The organism is Microbacterium sp. LWH7-1.2 (assembly GCF_038397755.1).
Lineage (GTDB): Bacteria > Actinomycetota > Actinomycetes > Actinomycetales > Microbacteriaceae > Microbacterium.
Window position 1 is genome coordinate 4,323,503 of record NZ_CP151637.1, and the last position, 16,119, is coordinate 4,339,621.

Annotated in this window: 14 protein-coding genes and 1 tRNA gene; 6 read left to right on the forward strand and 9 right to left on the reverse strand. The window is 69.7% G+C overall.

Annotation, left to right across the window (positions count from 1 at the left end):
• Positions 1-8: 8 nt before the first annotated feature.
• The 7 genes from MRBLWH7_RS20080 to MRBLWH7_RS20110 all read right to left on the reverse strand — a co-directional run bounded on the left by MRBLWH7_RS20080 (position 9) and on the right by MRBLWH7_RS20110 (position 9,675).
• Positions 9-1,235: a nitrate/nitrite transporter gene (locus MRBLWH7_RS20080; RefSeq protein ID WP_341997726.1), complete on the reverse strand. Its 1,227-nt coding sequence runs from the start codon at positions 1,233-1,235 to the stop codon at positions 9-11.
• Positions 1,232-2,020 carry a respiratory nitrate reductase subunit gamma gene (gene narI / locus MRBLWH7_RS20085; protein ID WP_341997728.1) on the reverse strand — a complete coding sequence of 263 codons (789 nt, stop codon included), beginning with the start codon at positions 2,018-2,020 and terminating at the stop codon, positions 1,232-1,234. Before narI ends, MRBLWH7_RS20080 begins: the two co-directional genes overlap by 4 nt.
• Positions 2,020-2,643, reverse strand: coding sequence for a nitrate reductase molybdenum cofactor assembly chaperone (gene narJ / locus MRBLWH7_RS20090; RefSeq protein WP_341997730.1), 624 nt, complete (start codon positions 2,641-2,643; stop codon positions 2,020-2,022). The genes narI and narJ overlap by 1 nt, the downstream gene beginning before the upstream one ends.
• The gene (narH, locus tag MRBLWH7_RS20095) at positions 2,640-4,331 is read right to left on the reverse strand and encodes a nitrate reductase subunit beta (protein WP_341997733.1); all 1,692 of its coding nucleotides are present in this window, start codon (positions 4,329-4,331) and stop codon (positions 2,640-2,642) included. Before narH ends, narJ begins: the two co-directional genes overlap by 4 nt.
• A complete protein-coding gene (locus tag MRBLWH7_RS20100; RefSeq protein ID WP_341997735.1) occupies positions 4,331-8,038 on the reverse strand; it encodes a nitrate reductase subunit alpha in 3,708 nt (1,235 codons plus the stop codon). Before MRBLWH7_RS20100 ends, narH begins: the two co-directional genes overlap by 1 nt.
• Before the next feature lie 83 nt (positions 8,039-8,121).
• A tRNA-Lys gene (locus MRBLWH7_RS20105) sits at positions 8,122-8,194 on the reverse strand.
• 47 nt (positions 8,195-8,241) lie between these two features.
• Positions 8,242-9,675 (reverse strand): protein kinase, encoded by a 1,434-nt coding sequence (locus MRBLWH7_RS20110; RefSeq protein ID WP_341997737.1) that lies wholly within the window; start codon positions 9,673-9,675, stop codon positions 8,242-8,244.
• 152 nt (positions 9,676-9,827) lie between these two features.
• Between MRBLWH7_RS20110 and sigK the strand changes: the two genes are divergently transcribed.
• From sigK to MRBLWH7_RS20140, 6 genes are all read left to right on the forward strand, one after another.
• A complete protein-coding gene (sigK, locus tag MRBLWH7_RS20115; RefSeq protein ID WP_341997740.1) occupies positions 9,828-10,430 on the forward strand; it encodes an ECF RNA polymerase sigma factor SigK in 603 nt (200 codons plus the stop codon).
• Complete coding sequence (locus MRBLWH7_RS20120) at positions 10,430-11,263, forward strand: anti-sigma factor (RefSeq protein WP_341997742.1); 834 nt, start codon at positions 10,430-10,432, stop codon at positions 11,261-11,263. Before sigK ends, MRBLWH7_RS20120 begins: the two co-directional genes overlap by 1 nt.
• A 113-nt stretch (positions 11,264-11,376) precedes the next feature.
• Positions 11,377-11,724, forward strand: coding sequence for a helix-turn-helix transcriptional regulator (locus MRBLWH7_RS20125; RefSeq protein WP_342002146.1), 348 nt, complete (start codon positions 11,377-11,379; stop codon positions 11,722-11,724).
• A gap of 59 nt (positions 11,725-11,783) precedes the next feature.
• Positions 11,784-12,191, forward strand: a complete 408-nt coding sequence (locus tag MRBLWH7_RS20130) for a VOC family protein (protein ID WP_341997744.1) — start codon at positions 11,784-11,786, stop codon at positions 12,189-12,191.
• Between the two features lie 82 nt (positions 12,192-12,273).
• Positions 12,274-12,912, forward strand: coding sequence for a DNA-directed RNA polymerase subunit beta (locus MRBLWH7_RS20135; protein ID WP_341997746.1), 639 nt, complete (start codon positions 12,274-12,276; stop codon positions 12,910-12,912).
• A 333-nt stretch (positions 12,913-13,245) separates the two neighbouring features.
• Entirely contained in the window at positions 13,246-14,133 is an 888-nt protein-coding gene (locus MRBLWH7_RS20140) for an aminodeoxychorismate lyase (protein ID WP_341997749.1), read from the forward strand.
• Positions 14,134-14,198: 65 nt separating this feature from the next.
• On the opposite strand, the gene pstB is transcribed toward MRBLWH7_RS20140, so the two are convergent.
• Both pstB and pstA read right to left on the reverse strand, forming a co-directional pair.
• Positions 14,199-14,978, reverse strand: a complete 780-nt coding sequence (pstB, locus tag MRBLWH7_RS20145) for a phosphate ABC transporter ATP-binding protein PstB (protein WP_341997751.1) — start codon at positions 14,976-14,978, stop codon at positions 14,199-14,201.
• Between the two features lie 31 nt (positions 14,979-15,009).
• The gene (gene pstA / locus MRBLWH7_RS20150) at positions 15,010-16,119 is read right to left on the reverse strand and encodes a phosphate ABC transporter permease PstA (RefSeq protein WP_341997753.1); all 1,110 of its coding nucleotides are present in this window, start codon (positions 16,117-16,119) and stop codon (positions 15,010-15,012) included.

Genomic DNA, 16,119 nt, shown 5'->3' on the forward strand with positions numbered 1-16,119 from the left:
GCGCAGCCTCACGCCGCTGCTCGCCGGTCCCGCCGGGCCAGGAAGATCACGAAGCCCAGCGCCACGAGCGCGGTCAGGCACAGCAGGCTGAGCCCGATCGTGTAGCTGTGCGCCTCGACGTTGTACGTGGCGCCCATCACGAGCGGCGGGAAGTACCCGCCGAGTCCGCCGGCCGCGCCGACGATGCCCGTCACCGTGCCGACCCGCTCGGCAGGGGCGCGCTGCGCGACCCACGTGAACACCGCACCCGTGCCGAGGCCGAGGAAGAGCGCCATCAGCACGAACGACGCTCCCGCGGCGAGCTCGGGCGGCGGCTGCAGCGCGATGACCACGGCCATCACGGCGGCGCCGCCCAGCGAGATGCTGAGCACGGTCGCCGGTCCGATGCGATCCGACAGCCACCCGCCGACGGGTCGGGCGATCACCGCCGCGATTGCGAAGCCGGCGGTGCGCGCTCCCGCGTCGGTGAGGTCGTATCCGTAGACCTCCTTGAGGTAGGTCGGCAGGTACGTCGAGAACGCGACGAAACCGCCGAAGGTCACCGCGTAGAGGAATGCCATCTGCCAGGTGACGGCGAGCGTAGACGCCGCCTTGAGCTTCGGCATGACGGGCGCGGTGTTCGGCTTCCACAGGGGCGAATCGCGCATGAAGAGCCACACGATCACCGCGACCACGAGCAAGGCGCCCGCGATGATGAGGTGCGTCGCGACGTAGCCGAACCACGCCACCATGCGGGGAGTGAAGAACGACGACAGCGCGGTGCCGCCCATGCCGGCGCCGAACAGGCCCGTGGCGAAGCCGCGCTTCGCCGGCTCATACCAGGCGTTGACGAACGGGATGCCGATCGCGAACGTCGTGCCGGCGATCCCGAGCAGGAACCCGAACGCGATCATGAGCGCGAACGACCCCCACACTCCCGCCAGCGCGACGAGCACGACAGGCACGGCCGAGGCCGCGGTCAGGATCGTGAACATGAGGCGACCGCCGTAGCGATCGGTGAAGGCACCGGTCAGGATGCGGCCCAGCGACCCGACCAGCACCGGGGTCGCGATCAGGAGCGAGGTCTCGGTCGAGGTCAGCCCCATCTCCGCGGTGTACTGCACCGCGAGCGGCGCGACCAGGTTCCATGCCCAGAAGGTGATGGTGAAGGCGAGCAGCGCGAGCAGGAGGTTCCTGGTGCGGCCCGGCAACTCCCGTGTCCCGGTCGGAGCCGTGGCTGCAGCATCCGTCGTCATCGTCGTGCCCCTCCTGTCTTGCGCGTGGTGGTCGCCCGACGGTCGGGGGTGCGGTCGCTGGTGCCCACAGGCGCCCAGCCGCGGCGGATGCCGCGCGCCGTGGTCGGCCGCCCGTCGCGTGAGCGGTAGACGATGTACGGGCGGAACAGATAGTGCACGGGCGCGGTGAAGGCGTGGACCAGTCGCGTGAACGGCCAGATCATGAAGAGCACCATGCCGATGACGGTGTGGATCTGGAAGTCGAGGGACGCCTCGCTCATCGCGACGATGTCCGGCTGGAAGACGAACAGCGACCGGAACCAGGGCGCGACGGTCTCGCGGTAGGTGAGCTCATGCGGCGGACCGATCACGCTCAGCACCGTCGTCGCGAGTCCCGCGACGATCGCGGCCACCAGCACCACGTACATGGTCTTGTCGTTCTTGGTCGTCGCCATGAAGACGGGCCCGGTCGTGCGCCGACGGTAGATCAGGATGCCGACTCCGACGAGCGTCGCGAACCCGGCGACGGTGCCGAGCCCGAGCGCCGCGAGGTGGTACATGTCTTCCGAGACCCCGAGCGCATCGGTCCACGCCTTCGGGATGACGAGTCCCACGACGTGTCCGATGATCACGACGAGGATGCCGAAGTGGAAGAGCGGCGAGCCGATCCGCAGCAGGCGGGATTCGTACAGCTGCGACGAGCGCGTCGTCCAGCCGAACTGGTCGTAGCGGTAGCGCCAGATCGTGCCGCCGACCAGCACCGCGACCATGACGTACGGGAGGATGCCCCAGAGGAAGAGCTCCATCACCGCCTCCCGACCGGCTCGAGGGGCAGCAGTCGCGGATCGTGGGCGTCGAGGCCGACCGACTCACGGGGCGGACCGGCGGCAGCCATCGCCATCGCCTGCTGGCGGTCGGCGGGGGAGCGCCCGGGGAGCGTGTCGCATACCGCGCCGACGACGCCGGCGTACGGCGAGCTGCGCTCGGCGAGCGCGAGGCGGATGAGCTCGAGGCTCGCCCGGTACTCCTGCAGCAGGGTCGCGCCGTCGCCCGGAGCGTGCCGCGCGAACTCGAGCACGAGCGGCAGGAAGTCGGGCAGCTCGCCCGTGCCTTCGATCGCGAGACCGGCCTCGCGGTACCGGCGCTTGAGGTCGGCGAGCACCGCGCCGCGACGGCGTGTGTCGCCGTCGGTCCAGTAGGTGAGGTACAGCGCGTGCCGCCGCGACATGTCGAACGTGTCGACGTACACGGTCTGCACCTCGGCGGCCGGGGTCCTCGCCCACCATTCGAGCAGAGGGACGAAGGATGCTGCGGCCCGCGGCGCCGCTTCGCTGAGAGCCTGGCCGATCAGCGACGACGAGCCGAGCACCTCGTCGTCGGGGTAGCTCAGGCACAGCGACGCCGCCTGGTAGATCACTCGGACGTTCACGACGACCCTCCGGCCGCAGCATCCGGAGCCGCATCCATCGGAGGGAACAGGCCGGGGGGTGCGCCGTTGCCGTCCCAATTCAGGAGGTTCACGCGGCCGCGCAGCGACTCACCGCTCGCGGCGGCATCGGAGGTCTGGCGCTCCTTGAGCGCGTGGAACGTCTCGACCGCCACCGGTGCGGCCCGGCCGCTCGCCTCGCCGAGCATGCCGGACTCGTTGCCGTAGGGTCCGCCGTCGAAGTCGAGCGAGCAGCCGAGCTCCTCGAGCTCGTGAGCGCGCTCGTAGTGGGCGGTGGGGATCACGTAGCGGTCCTCGTACTTCGCGATCGCGAGGAGCCGATACATCGCGTAGATCGACTCGCCGGTCATGCCGACCGCTTCGGGGATCGACTCGTCGCGCTCGCGGTCGAGCGTGATGTCGCGGAGGTACGACCGCATGGCGGCGAGCCGCCACAGCACGGCGGTGACGATGTCGGTGTCGCCCGCGGTGAAGAGCTCGGCCAGGTACTCGACCGGGATGCGCAGCGCCTCGATCGCGCCGAACAGGGTGCCGGCCGCCTCGGAGTCGTGCCCCTGGTCGCGCAGCAGGTCGACGATCGGCGACAGGGGCGGGATGTACCAGACCATCGGCATCGTGCGGTACTCGGGGTGCAGCGGCAGCGCGACGCGGTACGTCTTCGCCAGGGCGTAGACGGGGGAGCGGCGCGCAGCATCCATCCAGTCCTCGGGGATGTCGCCCTGCGCGCGGGCCGCCGCGATGACCTCGGGGTCGTTCGGGTCGAGCATGAGGCCGAGCTGCGCCTCGTAGAGATCCCTCTCGTCGGGGGTGGATGCCGCCTCGGTGACGCGGTCGGCGTCGTACAGGAACAGGCCCAGGTACCGCAGGCGCCCGACGCACGTCTCGGAGCACACCGTGGGGATGCCGACCTCGAGGCGCGGGTAGCACAGCGTGCACTTCTCGGCCTTGCCGGTCTTGTGGTTGAAGTAGATCTTCTTGTACGGGCAGCCCGTGATGCACTGGCGCCAGCCTCGGCAACGGTCCTGGTCGACGAGCACGATGCCGTCCTCGGCGCGCTTGTAGATCGCACCCGACGGGCACGACGCCATGCACGACGGATTGAGGCAGTGCTCGCAGATCCGCGGCAGGTAGAACATGAACGTCTTCTCGAACTGCAGCTTGATCGCGTCCTCGGACTCGCGCCGCACCTTCTCGACGATCGGATCGAGGTGGCCCATCTCCGAGGCGCCGCCGAGGTCGTCGTCCCAGTTCGCCGACCACGTGATCTTGGTGTCCTGCCCCGTGATGAGCGACTTTGGCCGGGCGACGGGGAAGTCGTCGCCGAGCGGCGCGTCGATCAGGGTCTCGTAGTCGTAGGTCCACGGCTCGTAGTAGTCCGCGAGCTTGGGCTGCACCGGCGACGAGAAGATGGTGAAGAGCCGCTTGAGGCGGCTGCCGGTGCGCAGCGACAGGCGCCCGCGCTTGTTGAGGGTCCAGCCGCCCCGCCACTGCTCCTGGTCCTCGTACCGGCGAGGGTAGCCCTGGCCGGGGCGCGTCTCGACGTTGTTGAACCACACGTACTCGGTGCCCGCCCGGTTCGTCCACGCCTGCTTGCAGGTGACGGAGCAGGTGTGGCATCCGATGCACTTGTCGAGGTTCATCACCATGCCCATCTGGGCCATCACGCGCATCAGAACACCACCTCCTGCGAACGGCGACGCACCGTCGCCACCATGTCGCGCTGGTTCCCCGTCGGGCCAAGGTAGTTGAACGTGTACGACAGCTGCGCGTACCCGCCGATGAGATGGGTGGGTTTCACGAGCAGCCTCGTGACGGAGTTGTGGATGCCGCCGCGCCGCCCCGTCGCCTCGGACTTGGGAACGTCGATCGTGCGCTCCTGCGCGTGGTGCACGTAGACGACGCCGGTCGGCATCCGGTGCGACACGATGGCCCGCGCCACGAGCACGCCGTTCGAGTTCACGCACTCGACCCAGTCGTTGTCGGCGGCGCCGATCGCCGCGGCATCCGCGGGGCTCATCCAGACGGTGGGGCCGCCGCGCGAGAGCGAGAGCATGAAGAGGTTGTCCTGGTACTCGGAGTGGATCGACCACTTGGAGTGGGGGGTGAGGTAGCGCACGACGACCTGCTGCGCACCGTCGGGACCGAGCTTGGGCTCGCCGAACAGCCGGTGCATGTCGAGCGGCGGGCGGTAGATCGGCAGGGCCTCGCCGAGGTCGCGCATCCACGCGTGATCGAGGTAAAAGTGCATGCGGCCGGTGAGCGTGTGGAAGGGCTTCAACCGCTCGATGTTCACCGTGAACGGCGCGTACCGGCGCCCGCCGGTCTCCGAGCCCGACCACTCGGGCGACGTGATCACCGGCACCGGTGCCGCCTGCGTCATCGCGAACGTGATCCGCTTCTCCTCCGAGCCCTCCGCGAGGTCGGCGAGAGGCTTGCCGACCCGCTTCTCGAGGGTGCGGAAGCCCTGAGCGGCGAGCTCACCGTTGGTCGTGCCCGAGAACGCCAGGATCGCCTCGGCCATCTTGACGTCCGTGTCCATCGCCGGCCTGCCGTCGCCCGCGCCGCCGAGCATCAGGCCGTTCTTCCGGGCGAGTCGCTCGACCTCGTGAGAGACGTCGTACGTGACGTTCTTGATTGTGAAGCCGAGCTTGTCGGCCAGTGGACCGACAGCGGCGAGCTTGTCGGCGATCGCGGTGTAGTCACGCTCGACGACCGCGAACTGCGGCATCGTCCTGCCCGGGATGCCGGCGATGTCGCCGCGCACCCAGTCGCGCACCTCACCTCCGGGCTGCGACGTCTCGCCGGGGGTGTCGTGCTGCATCGGCACCGACACCAGATCACGCCGGGTGCCGAGGTGCGTGCGCGCCTGCTCCGAGAACTCCACGGCGATGGCGTGGAACAGGTCGAAGTCGCTCTTCGCCTCCCACGGCGGGTCGATCGCCGGGGTGAACGCGTGCACGAACGGGTGCATGTCGGTCGACGACAGGTCGTGCTTCTCGTACCAGGTCGCTGCGGGGAAGACGACGTCCGACAGCAGCGTCGTCGACGTCATGCGGAAGTCGGCCGACACCAGCAGGTCGAGCTTGCCCTCGGGGATCTCGTCGTGCCACCGCACGTCATTCGGACGCGCGCTCGCCTCGTCGGTCGCCATGACGTTGCTGTGCGTGCCGAGCAGGTACTTGAGGAAGTACTCGTTGCCCTTCGCGCTCGATCCCATGAGGTTCGACCGCCACAGCGTGAGCAGGCGCGGCCAGTTCTCGGGCGCGTCGACGTCGGCGATCGCGGGCTGCAGGTCGCCGGAGGAGAGCTTCGAGGCGACGAAGGATGCTGCATCCGCCGCCTCCCCGTTCGCCACCGCCGACTCGGCCTCGTCGGCCAGGTCGAGCGGATTCACGTCGAACTGCGGGTAGAACGGCATCCAGCCGAGCCGCGCGGACTGGGCGATCGTATCGGCCGTGTGCATGCCGGCGAGATTGCCCTCGGCGAGCGGCGACGCCAGCGCGTCGGCCGAGTAGCCGTCGAAGCGCCACTGGTCGGTGTGCATGTACCAGTAGGCGGTGCCGATCATCGTGCGAGGCGGGCGGGACCAGTCCAGCGCGTTCGCGAGCGAGAGCCAGCCGGTGATCGGGCGGCATTTCTCCTGCCCGACGTAGTGCGCCCAGCCGCCACCGTTGCGGCCCATCGAGCCCGTGAGGATCAGGAGGGCGAGGATCGCCCGGTAGGTGGCGTCTCCGTGGAACCACTGGCAGATGCCGGCGCCCATGATGATCATCGAGCGCCCGTTCGACTCGACCGCGTTGGCTGCGAACTCCCGCGCGATGCGTGTGCAGGCCTGCGCCGGCACGCCGGTGATCTCCTCCTGCCACGCCGGGGTGTAGGGCGAGTCGGCGTCGTCGAGCCCGGTGGGCCAGTCGCCGGGAAGCCCATCGCGGACGACCCCGTACTGCGCGAGCATCAGATCCAGGACGGTGGTCACCAGGATGCCGTTCACCCGCGTTGCGGGGACTCCTCGGCGGAGCACATCCCCCGACCCGTCGGCGGAGTCGAAGCGGGGGAGAAGCACCTCGACCGCCTCCGCTGCCCCGGTCGCGGCGGACAGGTCGGCGACCGAGAGGGCAGGCTCCACGCCCTCGAGGTCGAGGTTCCAGCGGCCCTCGCCCGACGCGGCGTACCGGAAGCCCATCGACCCGTGGGGCACGCGCGGGCCGCCGGTCGCAGCATCCAGCACCACCGTCTTCCACCGGTCTTCGGGGGTCGTGCCACCGAGGTCCTTCGACGTGAGGAACGTGCCGGGCACGAACGCGCCGTTGCGCTCCGTGAGCCGTACGAGATGGGGAAGATCGGTGTACTGCTTCGCGAAGTCGGCGAAGAAGGGCACGCGGCGGTCGACGTAGTTCTCTTTGAGCACGACGTGCCCCATCGCCATCGCGAGGGCGGCATCGGTGCCCGCCTGGCACGGCAGCCACTCGTCGGCGAACTTGGTGTTGTCGGCGTAGTCGGGGCTCACCGTCACGACCTTCGTGCCGCGGTAGCGCACCTCGGCCATCCAATGCGCGTCGGGCGTGCGGGTGACCGGCACGTTGGAGCCCCACATCATGAGGTACGTGGCGTCCCACCAGTCCCCGGACTCCGGCACGTCGGTCTGGTCGCCGAACACCTGCGGGCTCGCGACGGGGAGGTCGGCGTACCAGTCGTAGAACGACGTCATCACGCCGCCGACGAGCTGCGTGAATCGCGTGCCGATGCAGTGCGAGACCATCGACATGGCCGGGATCGGCGAGAAGCCGGCGACGCGGTCGGGGCCGTACTCCTTGATGGTGTGGACGTAGCCGGCGGCGACGAGCTCGACCGCCTCCCGCCACGACGCGCGCACGAGCCCGCCTTTGCCGCGTGCCTGCTGGTAGCGGCGGCGGGTCTCCGGATTCTTCGTGATCTCGCCGAACGCCTCGACCGGGTCGTTCCCGCGCGCCTTCGCGGCTCGGTACTCCTCCAGAAGGACGCCGCGCACGTATGGGTAGCGCACCCGGGTGGGTGAGTAGGTGTACCACGAAAAAGCAGCCCCGCGGGGGCACCCGCGGGGCTCGTACTCGGGACGGTCGGGTCCGACGCTCGGGTAGTCGGTCTCCTGCGCCTCCCACGTGATGATGCCGTCCTTGACGTACACCTTCCACGAACAGGAGCCCGTACAGTTCACGCCATGCGTCGACCGCACGACCTTGTCGTGGCTCCACCTGTCCCGGTAGAACGCGTCGCCCTCGCGCCCGCCCTCGAGGAACGCCGCGCGGTGATCGGCGGTCTCGTCCCACCTCGTGAAGAACCGCCCCGCAGCCAGCAGAGCATCGGAAGCCGCACCGTCCACACCGATCTGGGGCGTCATGCCTCGGACCCTAGCGAAAGGTCCGCAGGGTGCACCAGAGGGGTGGGATGCCGTTTCCCCGGCGATCACGCCGGGTGACGAGGTGGGCCCCGTGGGGCTCGAACCCACGACCCGCGGATTAAAAGTCCGATGCTCTACCGACTGAGCTAGAGGCCCTCACCATCCAGCCTACTGTCCGTCTGGCGTCCCGCCGGCCCAAGGGGTCAGCGGTTGCCGTTGCCGTTGCCTTTGCCGCTGTTGCTTCCGGGGCCGTTCCCGTTGCCGTTGTTGTTGCCGGGACCGCTGTTCTCGCTCCCACCCGTGCCGGTGTCCGCCGGCGGCGCGTCGTCCGAGGGCGCCTGCTCGGCGGGCACGGTGACCGGTGCCTCCTCGGCCGGTGCCTCCTCCGACGGCGCGGGCGAATCCTGCTCCTCCACCGCCGGTGACGTCGGCGCAGGGTCCGGTTCCGCGGACCAGACGTTGGAGAGCCACAGGGTCCCGAGAGCAAGCCCGACGGCGAGGAGCGCCGCCACGACGATCCCGATCATCAGCGCACGGCGGGAGGGCCGAACCGGCTCGTCCGGTTCCGACGGCACAAGAAGTGCACCGGTGTCCGTCGGCGCAGAGGCTCCCAGAGCGTGGGCCGCCAGGCGGGCGTCGCGGCGAAGGGCTCCGCGCTCGCCCTGTGGGGCCTTCGTCGGCAGGGCCGGGGAGAAGACCTGCGTGGGCGCGGTGACCGGGGTCGCAACCGGAGCCGCAACCGGAGCCGTCGAGGGGTCGGCCTTCTCGCGCGCGATGGTGTTCTCCATCGCTGCAAGTCGCGACGCCGCCGCCACCACCTCGAGCGCGGTCGGCCGGTCGTCGGGGCGGATCGCCGTCATGCCGCGCAGAAGGCCCTGCCAGGACGGATGCAGCGACTCGGGGATCTCGGGCGCCGACGCCAGCCGTGCCATGACGGTTCCGATGCCCTCGGCCTCGCCGAACGGCCGTTCGCCGGTGAGTGCCTCGATCAGGAGGAGGCCGAAGGCGTAGATGTCCGCCGGCGGTGCCGGGGCGACGCCGCGCGCCTGCTCGGGCGCGACGTAGGCCATGGTGCCGACGATGACGCCGGGCGTCGTCACGCGGGCGCGGGCGGAGTCCATGAGGTACGCGATGCCGAAGTCCGCCAGCTTCGCGCGCCACTCCCACCCCGGCCGAGGCGAGGCCCACAGCAGGACGTTCGAGGGCTTGATGTCACGGTGAACGACCCCGTGGTCGTGCGCGACGTGCAGTCCCTCGGCGATGTCGATCGCGATCGACGCGACGACTCGCGGGTCCACCGGCCCACGCGCGATCAGGTCGCGCAGCGTGATGCCGTCGACGTGCTCCATCACCAGGTAGCTGACCTCATCCGTGCCGACCCGGGCGTCGAACACGGTGACCAGCGAGTGATGGCTGAGAGACGCGAGGAGTGTCGTCTCCGACAGCGCACGCTCGACGGAGCCGATGCCGTCCGTCGGCTCACGGAACACCTTCACGGCGACCGAACGCTGGAGGTGGGTGTCGTCCGCGCGGTACACGCGTGCCATGCCGCCTTCGCCGATGCGTTCGCGCAGCAGGTATCGCTCATCGAGGAGCTCGCCGGTGGAGAGCTCTCCGGACGCGAGCAGGTCAGTCACGTGTCCTCCCGCCCGATGCTCGCACCCCTCCGGCGCCGCATCGGGCTCATTTCACCCTAGGCAGAGTGCGCGAAGTGCAATAAGGCCTTGACGGATCCGCGAGTGCGTGCAAGAGACACGGCGACGGCAGATCGGTCGGAGGTGCGTAAGGCATGCTGGTGGACATGGTGATCGACGGGATCGACGTGCCGGACGACGGCACCGAGCCCGTCGACCGCGTCGCACAGCTCCTTGCGCGCGTCGCCGACGGCGACCAGGTCGCGTTCGCCCGCCTCTACGATCTGCTGTCCCCGCGCGTCTTCGGTCTGATCCTGCGCGTGCTCGTCGACCGCGCGCAGAGCGAGGAGGTGCTGCAGGAGGTCTTCCTCGAGGTGTGGCAATCCGCTGCGCGCTTCGCTCCGAACAGAGGTCAGGGACGATCGTGGGTTCTCACGATCGCGCACCGCCGGGCCGTCGACCGGGTGAGGTCGTCGCAGGCGTCGAGCGATCGGGACGTCCGCGCGGGACTGCGCGACCTCGACGTCGCCCACGACGGGGTCTCGGAGCAGGTCGAGCTGCGCATCGAGGCAGAGAAGGTGGCCGCAGCGCTGTCGGGCCTTCCCGACGGCCAGCGGGAGGCCCTGACCCTCGCGTACTACGGGGGTTACAGTCAGAGCGAGATCGCCACCCTGGTGGGAGCGCCGCTGGGGACGATCAAGACGAGGATGCGAGACGGCCTGTCGCGCCTCCGGGCAGAGATGGGGGTGAGCGCGTAATGGACGAGCAGGAGTTCGCCGAGCTCGCCGCCGGCGCTGCCCTGAACGCGCTCTCGCCTGCGGACCGCGCGACCTTCGACGCGGCCCGCCGGGAGCACCCCGAATGGGAGCACTGGATCGACACGGATGCTGCGACCGTCGCGGCGCTCGCCGACACCGTCTCCGATGGCCTGCCTCCGCTGACGCTCCGCTCCACGCTGCTCTCGCGTGTGGCGACGACCCCGCAGCTGCCGGCAATGGACGCCGCCGTGGCCGCGACCGCCGAGCCCGTCGACCGCTGGACTCCCGCCCCGGCGCCCGCTCCCGACCCATCCGACGACCGGCCCGCGGCCGAGCCGCCCCCGCCGACGGCGGTGATCCAGGCGGTGTCCCGGCGCCGGTGGACCCGCGGCATCCTGACGCTCGCCGCCTCGATGGTGCTGCTCGTCGCCCTCGGCCTCGGGGCCGTGCAGATCAACGAGTACATGAACCGGCCGGCGGAGGTCGTCGCACTGCAGCAGATCGAGGACGCCCCCGACGCGCAGTCGGCGACGGCCGAGGTCACCGACGGCGGCACAGCGACGGCGCACTGGTCCCAGTCCGTGGGCAAGGTCGTGATGGTTTCGCAGGGGCTGCCGCAGATCGCTGAGGACGAGAGCTTCGAACTCTGGTTCGTGCGCGACGGCGCCGCCGTGCCCGCTGGGGTGTTCGAGGCGACCGACGGGACGACCACGGCGCTGCTCGAGGGCGATCTGGAGCCGGGCGACGTGATCGCCGTCACGGTCGAGCCCCAGGGCGGCTCGCCCACGGGCGAGCCGTCGTCCGACCCGATCGTGGAGATCCCGACCGCCTGACGCCGACGCGGCACCGCCGATCCGGGTAGCGTGAGGCCGTGGCATCCGTCCAGAGAACACCGACGGCACAGACGACCCAGACGCTCGCGCACCTGCGCCGCGCGCGCGATCTCATGGACCGCGACTACGCGCAGCCGCTCGACGTGCCCACGATGGCGACGAAGGCCCTCATGTCGCCCGCGCACTTCTCGCGAGAGTTCAAGGCCGCGTACGGCGAGAGCCCGTACGCGTATCTGATGACCCGCCGCATCGAGCGCGCCATGGCGCTGCTGCGCGAGGGCATGTCGGTGACGGATGCCTGCACGGCGGTCGGCGCGACCTCCCTGGGTTCCTTCAGCTCGACGTTCACGGAGATCGTCGGCGAGACCCCGAGCTCGTACCGTTCGCGCCCGCACGACGCCGCCGAGGCGATGCCGCTGTGCGTCGCGAAGATCCTCACACGCCCGACGCGATACGCCTGATCCGCAACCGAGCAGGATCGGAGAAGCGCGCGGGGCGGGGTCGCCGTAGCGTGGCAGCCATGACGAACATCGCCCTGGCGTACAGCCCCATCACCGTCGACGACGTCGACGCCGCCATCCCCTTCTACCGCGACGGACTCGGCCTCGAGGTCGTGAACGACGTCGCGTACGACGGTCACCGCTGGGTGAGCTTCGGATTCCCCGGCCAGCCCGGCCTCTCGCTCGTCGTGTCGGACCCGACCGCGGGCCGCTCGCCGGAGGACGGCGACGCGCTGCAGCGCCTGGTGGTCAAGGGATCCGGCCCCGGACCCTATGTCTTCACCACCTCCGACCTGGACGCCACGTTCGAGAAGCTGCGCGAGTTCGGCGCCGAGGTGCTCCAGGAGCCCAAGGAGCAGGGCTGGGGTCCGCGCGACGCCGCCTTCCGCGACCCGGCGGGCAACCACATCCGCATCAACCAGGTCTGAGACGGGCGCAATCGTGTGCCTGCCCTGGGTCACCGCCATGCAGCGCGAGCCCGTGCTCGTGGCGGCGAGTAGCCTGGTTGGAATGAGCGACTCGTCCAGGGAGTTCCACAAGCCCGTGCGCCGACCGGCCGAGCTCTTCGACCGCGTCTTCTCCGCGGAGGACCCGGCCGAGGTCTCCCGCGTCGCGCACACGACCGCGCACGCCCTGCTCGCACGCGTGCGGGCCGACCCCGACGGCACCGTCGTGGACCGGCTCGTGACCTTCACCGATGAGCACGGTATCGACGACCTCGCCGAGCTGTGGTCGCGGTCTCCCGCGAAGACGCTTCCGGGCGCCCTGTGGCGGCTGTACCTGGTGCAGCTCATGATCCACGATGACCCGCGCACGGCCGCGCTCCTCTACGAGCGCGGGCGGTCCGAACTCGCCTCCGCCGACGACGTGGTGGCCGGTGCGCCGTCGCCCGCAGGGCCCGACGAACTCGTCACGCTGGTCGACACCATCCTGCGGGGGCTCTTCGAGGGCGACTTCGCCGTGGCTCTCGACCGTGCGGCTGCGTTCTGCCGCGTGCAGGCCTCCGGTGCGACGCATGTCGCCGACGACTACGAGGCGACCGAGCCCGACCGTGCGTCGGCGTTCACCACTCGCGCCCTCCGCCTGTCGGACTACGCCGCCGACCTCACGGCGTGTGCGGCGCTCTGGCGCCGCGATGCCCTCACCTGAGCGCGCCGGATCACTCGCTGGCCGGCACGGCGTCCGATCCTGGCGAGTCGCCAGGACCGGCAGCCGTGGACGTGTTTCCTGGCGACTCGCCACAGCGTGTTCCGCGGCGGCGGGCCGATGTTCTGGCGACTCGCCAGAATTCTGCGGCGAACGCGGCTGCTCATGGCGACTCGCCGGATTTCACCCGGGCATGAAAGTGCCGGGCCGCAGAACGCCTCTCGGCGCGGCGCCGCTCGAAGCGGCAAATTTTGGAGCCCGGGGTTACTGCGGCCCGGCCGATCCAGTGTAACCGAGTCGGGAAGCGTGGCATTCCCGAACGCCTAGGCTCGGGGCATGGCCTTGCGTTTCGCGCTCGTGATCGAGCCCGCGGCATCCGATGACCCCCGTCCGATCTTCTCCGACTCGTTCCGCGTGATCGACCCGTCCGCCCCGGCGCTGAGCGTCGGCGAGCTGAGCACGCAGCGAGGTGACGGCATCTTCGAGTCGATCGGCGTCGTCGACGGTCATGCGCAGGAGGCCGAAGCCCACCTCGAGCGACTCGCGCACTCGGCGCGGATCTGCGACCTCCCGGCCCCGAACCTCGAGCAGTGGCGTCAGGCCGTCGAGATCGCCGCCCGGCACTCGCCGAGCGAAGGGGAGGGAGTGATCAAGCTCATTCTGAGCCGAGGGGTCGAGCACGGCCCTGCGCCCACCGCATGGGTGACGGCGACGGCCGCCCCCGACAACTCGACCGCACGCGAGCGGGGCATCCGGGTCGTCACGCTGGACCGCGGCTACGGCATCGACACCCCGGCGCGCGCACCGTGGCTGCTTCTGGGGGCCAAGACCCTGTCGTACGCCGTCAACATGGCCGCGATCCGTGAGGCGAAGGGTCGCGGCGCCGACGACGCGATCTTCGTCACCTCCGACGGCTTCGTGCTCGAGGCCCCGACGGCATCGCTCATCCTCCGTATCGGCGGGCGGTTCGTCACGCCGGCGCCCAACGGCGGCATCCTCCACGGCACGACGCAGCTGAGCCTGTTCGCCCACCTCGAAGAGCACGGGCACGAGACCCGCTACGAGGTCCTCCCGACGAGCGCGCTGGGGCAAGCGGATGCCGCGTGGCTGGTGTCCAGCGTGCGGCTCGCCGCTCCGATCACGGCGATCGACGGCGCCGAGGTTCCTGTGGATGCCGAGCTCACAGCATCCTTCAACCGTTATCTCCTGAGCCCCCGCGACTGAGGCGACCGGAACGACGAAGCCCCTCGACGCGGGGCGAGGGGCTTCGGGTCACCGCGCGTGCGGGATCAGCCGAAACGGCCGGAGACGTAGTCCTCGGTGGCCTGGACGGAGGGCGTCGTGAAGATGGTCTTCGTCTCGTTGTACTCGATCAGCTTGCCCGGCTTGCCGGTGCCGGCGATGTTGAAGAACGCCGTCTTGTCGCTCACGCGCGACGCCTGCTGCATGTTGTGCGTGACGATGACGACCGTGTAGTCGTTCTTCAGCTCGCCGATCAGCTCCTCGATGGCGTACGTCGAGATCGGGTCGAGGGCCGAGCAGGGCTCGTCCATCAGGATGACCTCCGGCGACACGGCGATGGCACGCGCGATGCACAGACGCTGCTGCTGACCGCCCGACAGGCCCGAGCCCGGCTTGTCGAGGCGGTCCTTGACCTCGTTCCAGAGGTTGGCGCCCTTCAGCGACTTCTCGACGAGCGCGTCGGAATCGGACTTCGACATCTTCTTGTTGTTGAGCTTCACGCCCGCCAGCACGTTCTCCTTGATCGACATCGTCGGGAACGGGTTGGGGCGCTGGAAGACCATGCCGACCTGACGGCGCACGAGCACCGGGTCGACGTTGGCGCCGTACAGGTTGTCGCCGTCGAGCAGCACCTCGCCCTCGACGCGGGCGCCGGGGATGACTTCGTGCATGCGGTTGAGGGTGCGCAGGAACGTCGACTTGCCGCAGCCCGAGGGTCCGATGAACGCGGTGACGCTCCGCGGCTCGATGTTGAGCGAGACGCCCTCGACGGCCAGGAAATCGCCGTAGTAGACGTTGAGGTCGTTGACTTCGATGCTCTTGGACATGATTCCTGTCAGTTCTTTCGGGTGAGGACGCTCAGCGGCCGAGCTTCGGCGAGAAGACCTTCGCGACGATGCGCGCGATCAGGTTGAGGAGCATCACGATGACGATGAGGACGAGGGCCGCCGCCCACGCCCGGTTGTGGTACGCCTCGACCGGGATGCCCGCGTTCATGTACTGCGTGTAGACGAACACGGGGAGCGTCATCATGCGGCCCTCGAAGAGGTTGTAGTTCATGGAGGTCGCGACGCCGGCGGTGAGCAGCAGTGGCGCGGTCTCGCCGATCACGCGCGAGATCGAGAGCATGACCCCGGTGGTGATGCCGGCTACCGATGTGGGCAGCACGACCTTCGCGATCGTGCGCCATTTCGGCACGCCGAGCGCATACGACGCCTCGCGCAGCTCGTTCGGCACGAGCCGCAGCATCTCTTCGGTGGAGCGCACGACGACCGGGATCATCAGCACCGACAGCGCGATCGAGCCCATGATGCCCATGCGGATGCCCGGACCGAAGAACAGCGCGAAGACGGCGTAAGCGAACAGACCCGCGACGATCGACGGGATGCCGGTCATGACGTCCACGAGGAAGGTGATGCCCCGCGCGAGCCGGTTGCCGGCGCCGTATTCGATCAGGTAGATCGCGGTGAAGATGCCGATCGGGATCGAGATGATCGCGGCGGCAAGCGTGATGAGGAGGGTGCCGACGATCGCGTGGAGCGCACCGCCTCCCTCGCCGACGACGTTGCGCATCGAGGAGGTGAAGAACTCGGCGGACAAGCCCGCGACGCCGTTGACGACGACGGTGAAAGCGACGGAGACGAGCGGGACCATCGCGATCAGGAACGCGATCGTCACCAGACCGGTCACGAGGCGGTCGACGCCCTTGCGGCGGCCCTCGACGATGGAGGACGCGGTCGTGATGAGCACGAGATATGCCAGCCCGGCCACGACGGCCCAGCCGGCGAGACTGAAGGCTTCGCCCGAGCCCATCGCGAGCACGCCGAACAGCAGAGCGCTCACGGCAAGGCTGCCGACGAGGATGGCCCAGGGCGCCCACGCGGGCAGGTGTCCGCTGGTGAGCCGGCGCGTCTCGCGCACCGGTGCCTCCGTCTGTGGAGGCTGAGGAGGAGCGGTCGTCACGGTCAT

What these genes read in the sequence shown, in the direction of transcription:
- MRBLWH7_RS20080 (WP_341997726.1), bottom strand. Translation starts at nt 1,235, where the DNA reads ATGACGACGGATGCTGCAGCCACGGCTCCGACCGGGACACGGGAGTTG.
- narI (WP_341997728.1), bottom strand. Translation starts at nt 2,020, where the DNA reads ATGGAGCTCTTCCTCTGGGGCATCCTCCCGTACGTCATGGTCGCGGTG.
- narH (WP_341997733.1), bottom strand. Translation starts at nt 4,331, where the DNA reads ATGCGCGTGATGGCCCAGATGGGCATGGTGATGAACCTCGACAAGTGC.
- MRBLWH7_RS20100 (WP_341997735.1), bottom strand. Translation starts at nt 8,038, where the DNA reads ATGACGCCCCAGATCGGTGTGGACGGTGCGGCTTCCGATGCTCTGCTG.
- sigK (WP_341997740.1), top strand. Translation starts at nt 9,828, where the DNA reads ATGCTGGTGGACATGGTGATCGACGGGATCGACGTGCCGGACGACGGC.
- MRBLWH7_RS20120 (WP_341997742.1), top strand. Translation starts at nt 10,430, where the DNA reads ATGGACGAGCAGGAGTTCGCCGAGCTCGCCGCCGGCGCTGCCCTGAAC.
- MRBLWH7_RS20125 (WP_342002146.1), top strand. Translation starts at nt 11,377, where the DNA reads ATGGACCGCGACTACGCGCAGCCGCTCGACGTGCCCACGATGGCGACG.
- MRBLWH7_RS20130 (WP_341997744.1), top strand. Translation starts at nt 11,784, where the DNA reads ATGACGAACATCGCCCTGGCGTACAGCCCCATCACCGTCGACGACGTC.
- MRBLWH7_RS20135 (WP_341997746.1), top strand. Translation starts at nt 12,274, where the DNA reads ATGAGCGACTCGTCCAGGGAGTTCCACAAGCCCGTGCGCCGACCGGCC.
- MRBLWH7_RS20140 (WP_341997749.1), top strand. Translation starts at nt 13,246, where the DNA reads ATGGCCTTGCGTTTCGCGCTCGTGATCGAGCCCGCGGCATCCGATGAC.
- pstB (WP_341997751.1), bottom strand. Translation starts at nt 14,978, where the DNA reads ATGTCCAAGAGCATCGAAGTCAACGACCTCAACGTCTACTACGGCGAT.
- pstA (WP_341997753.1), bottom strand. Translation starts at nt 16,119, where the DNA reads ATGACCGTGACGACCGCTCCTCCTCAGCCTCCACAGACGGAGGCACCG.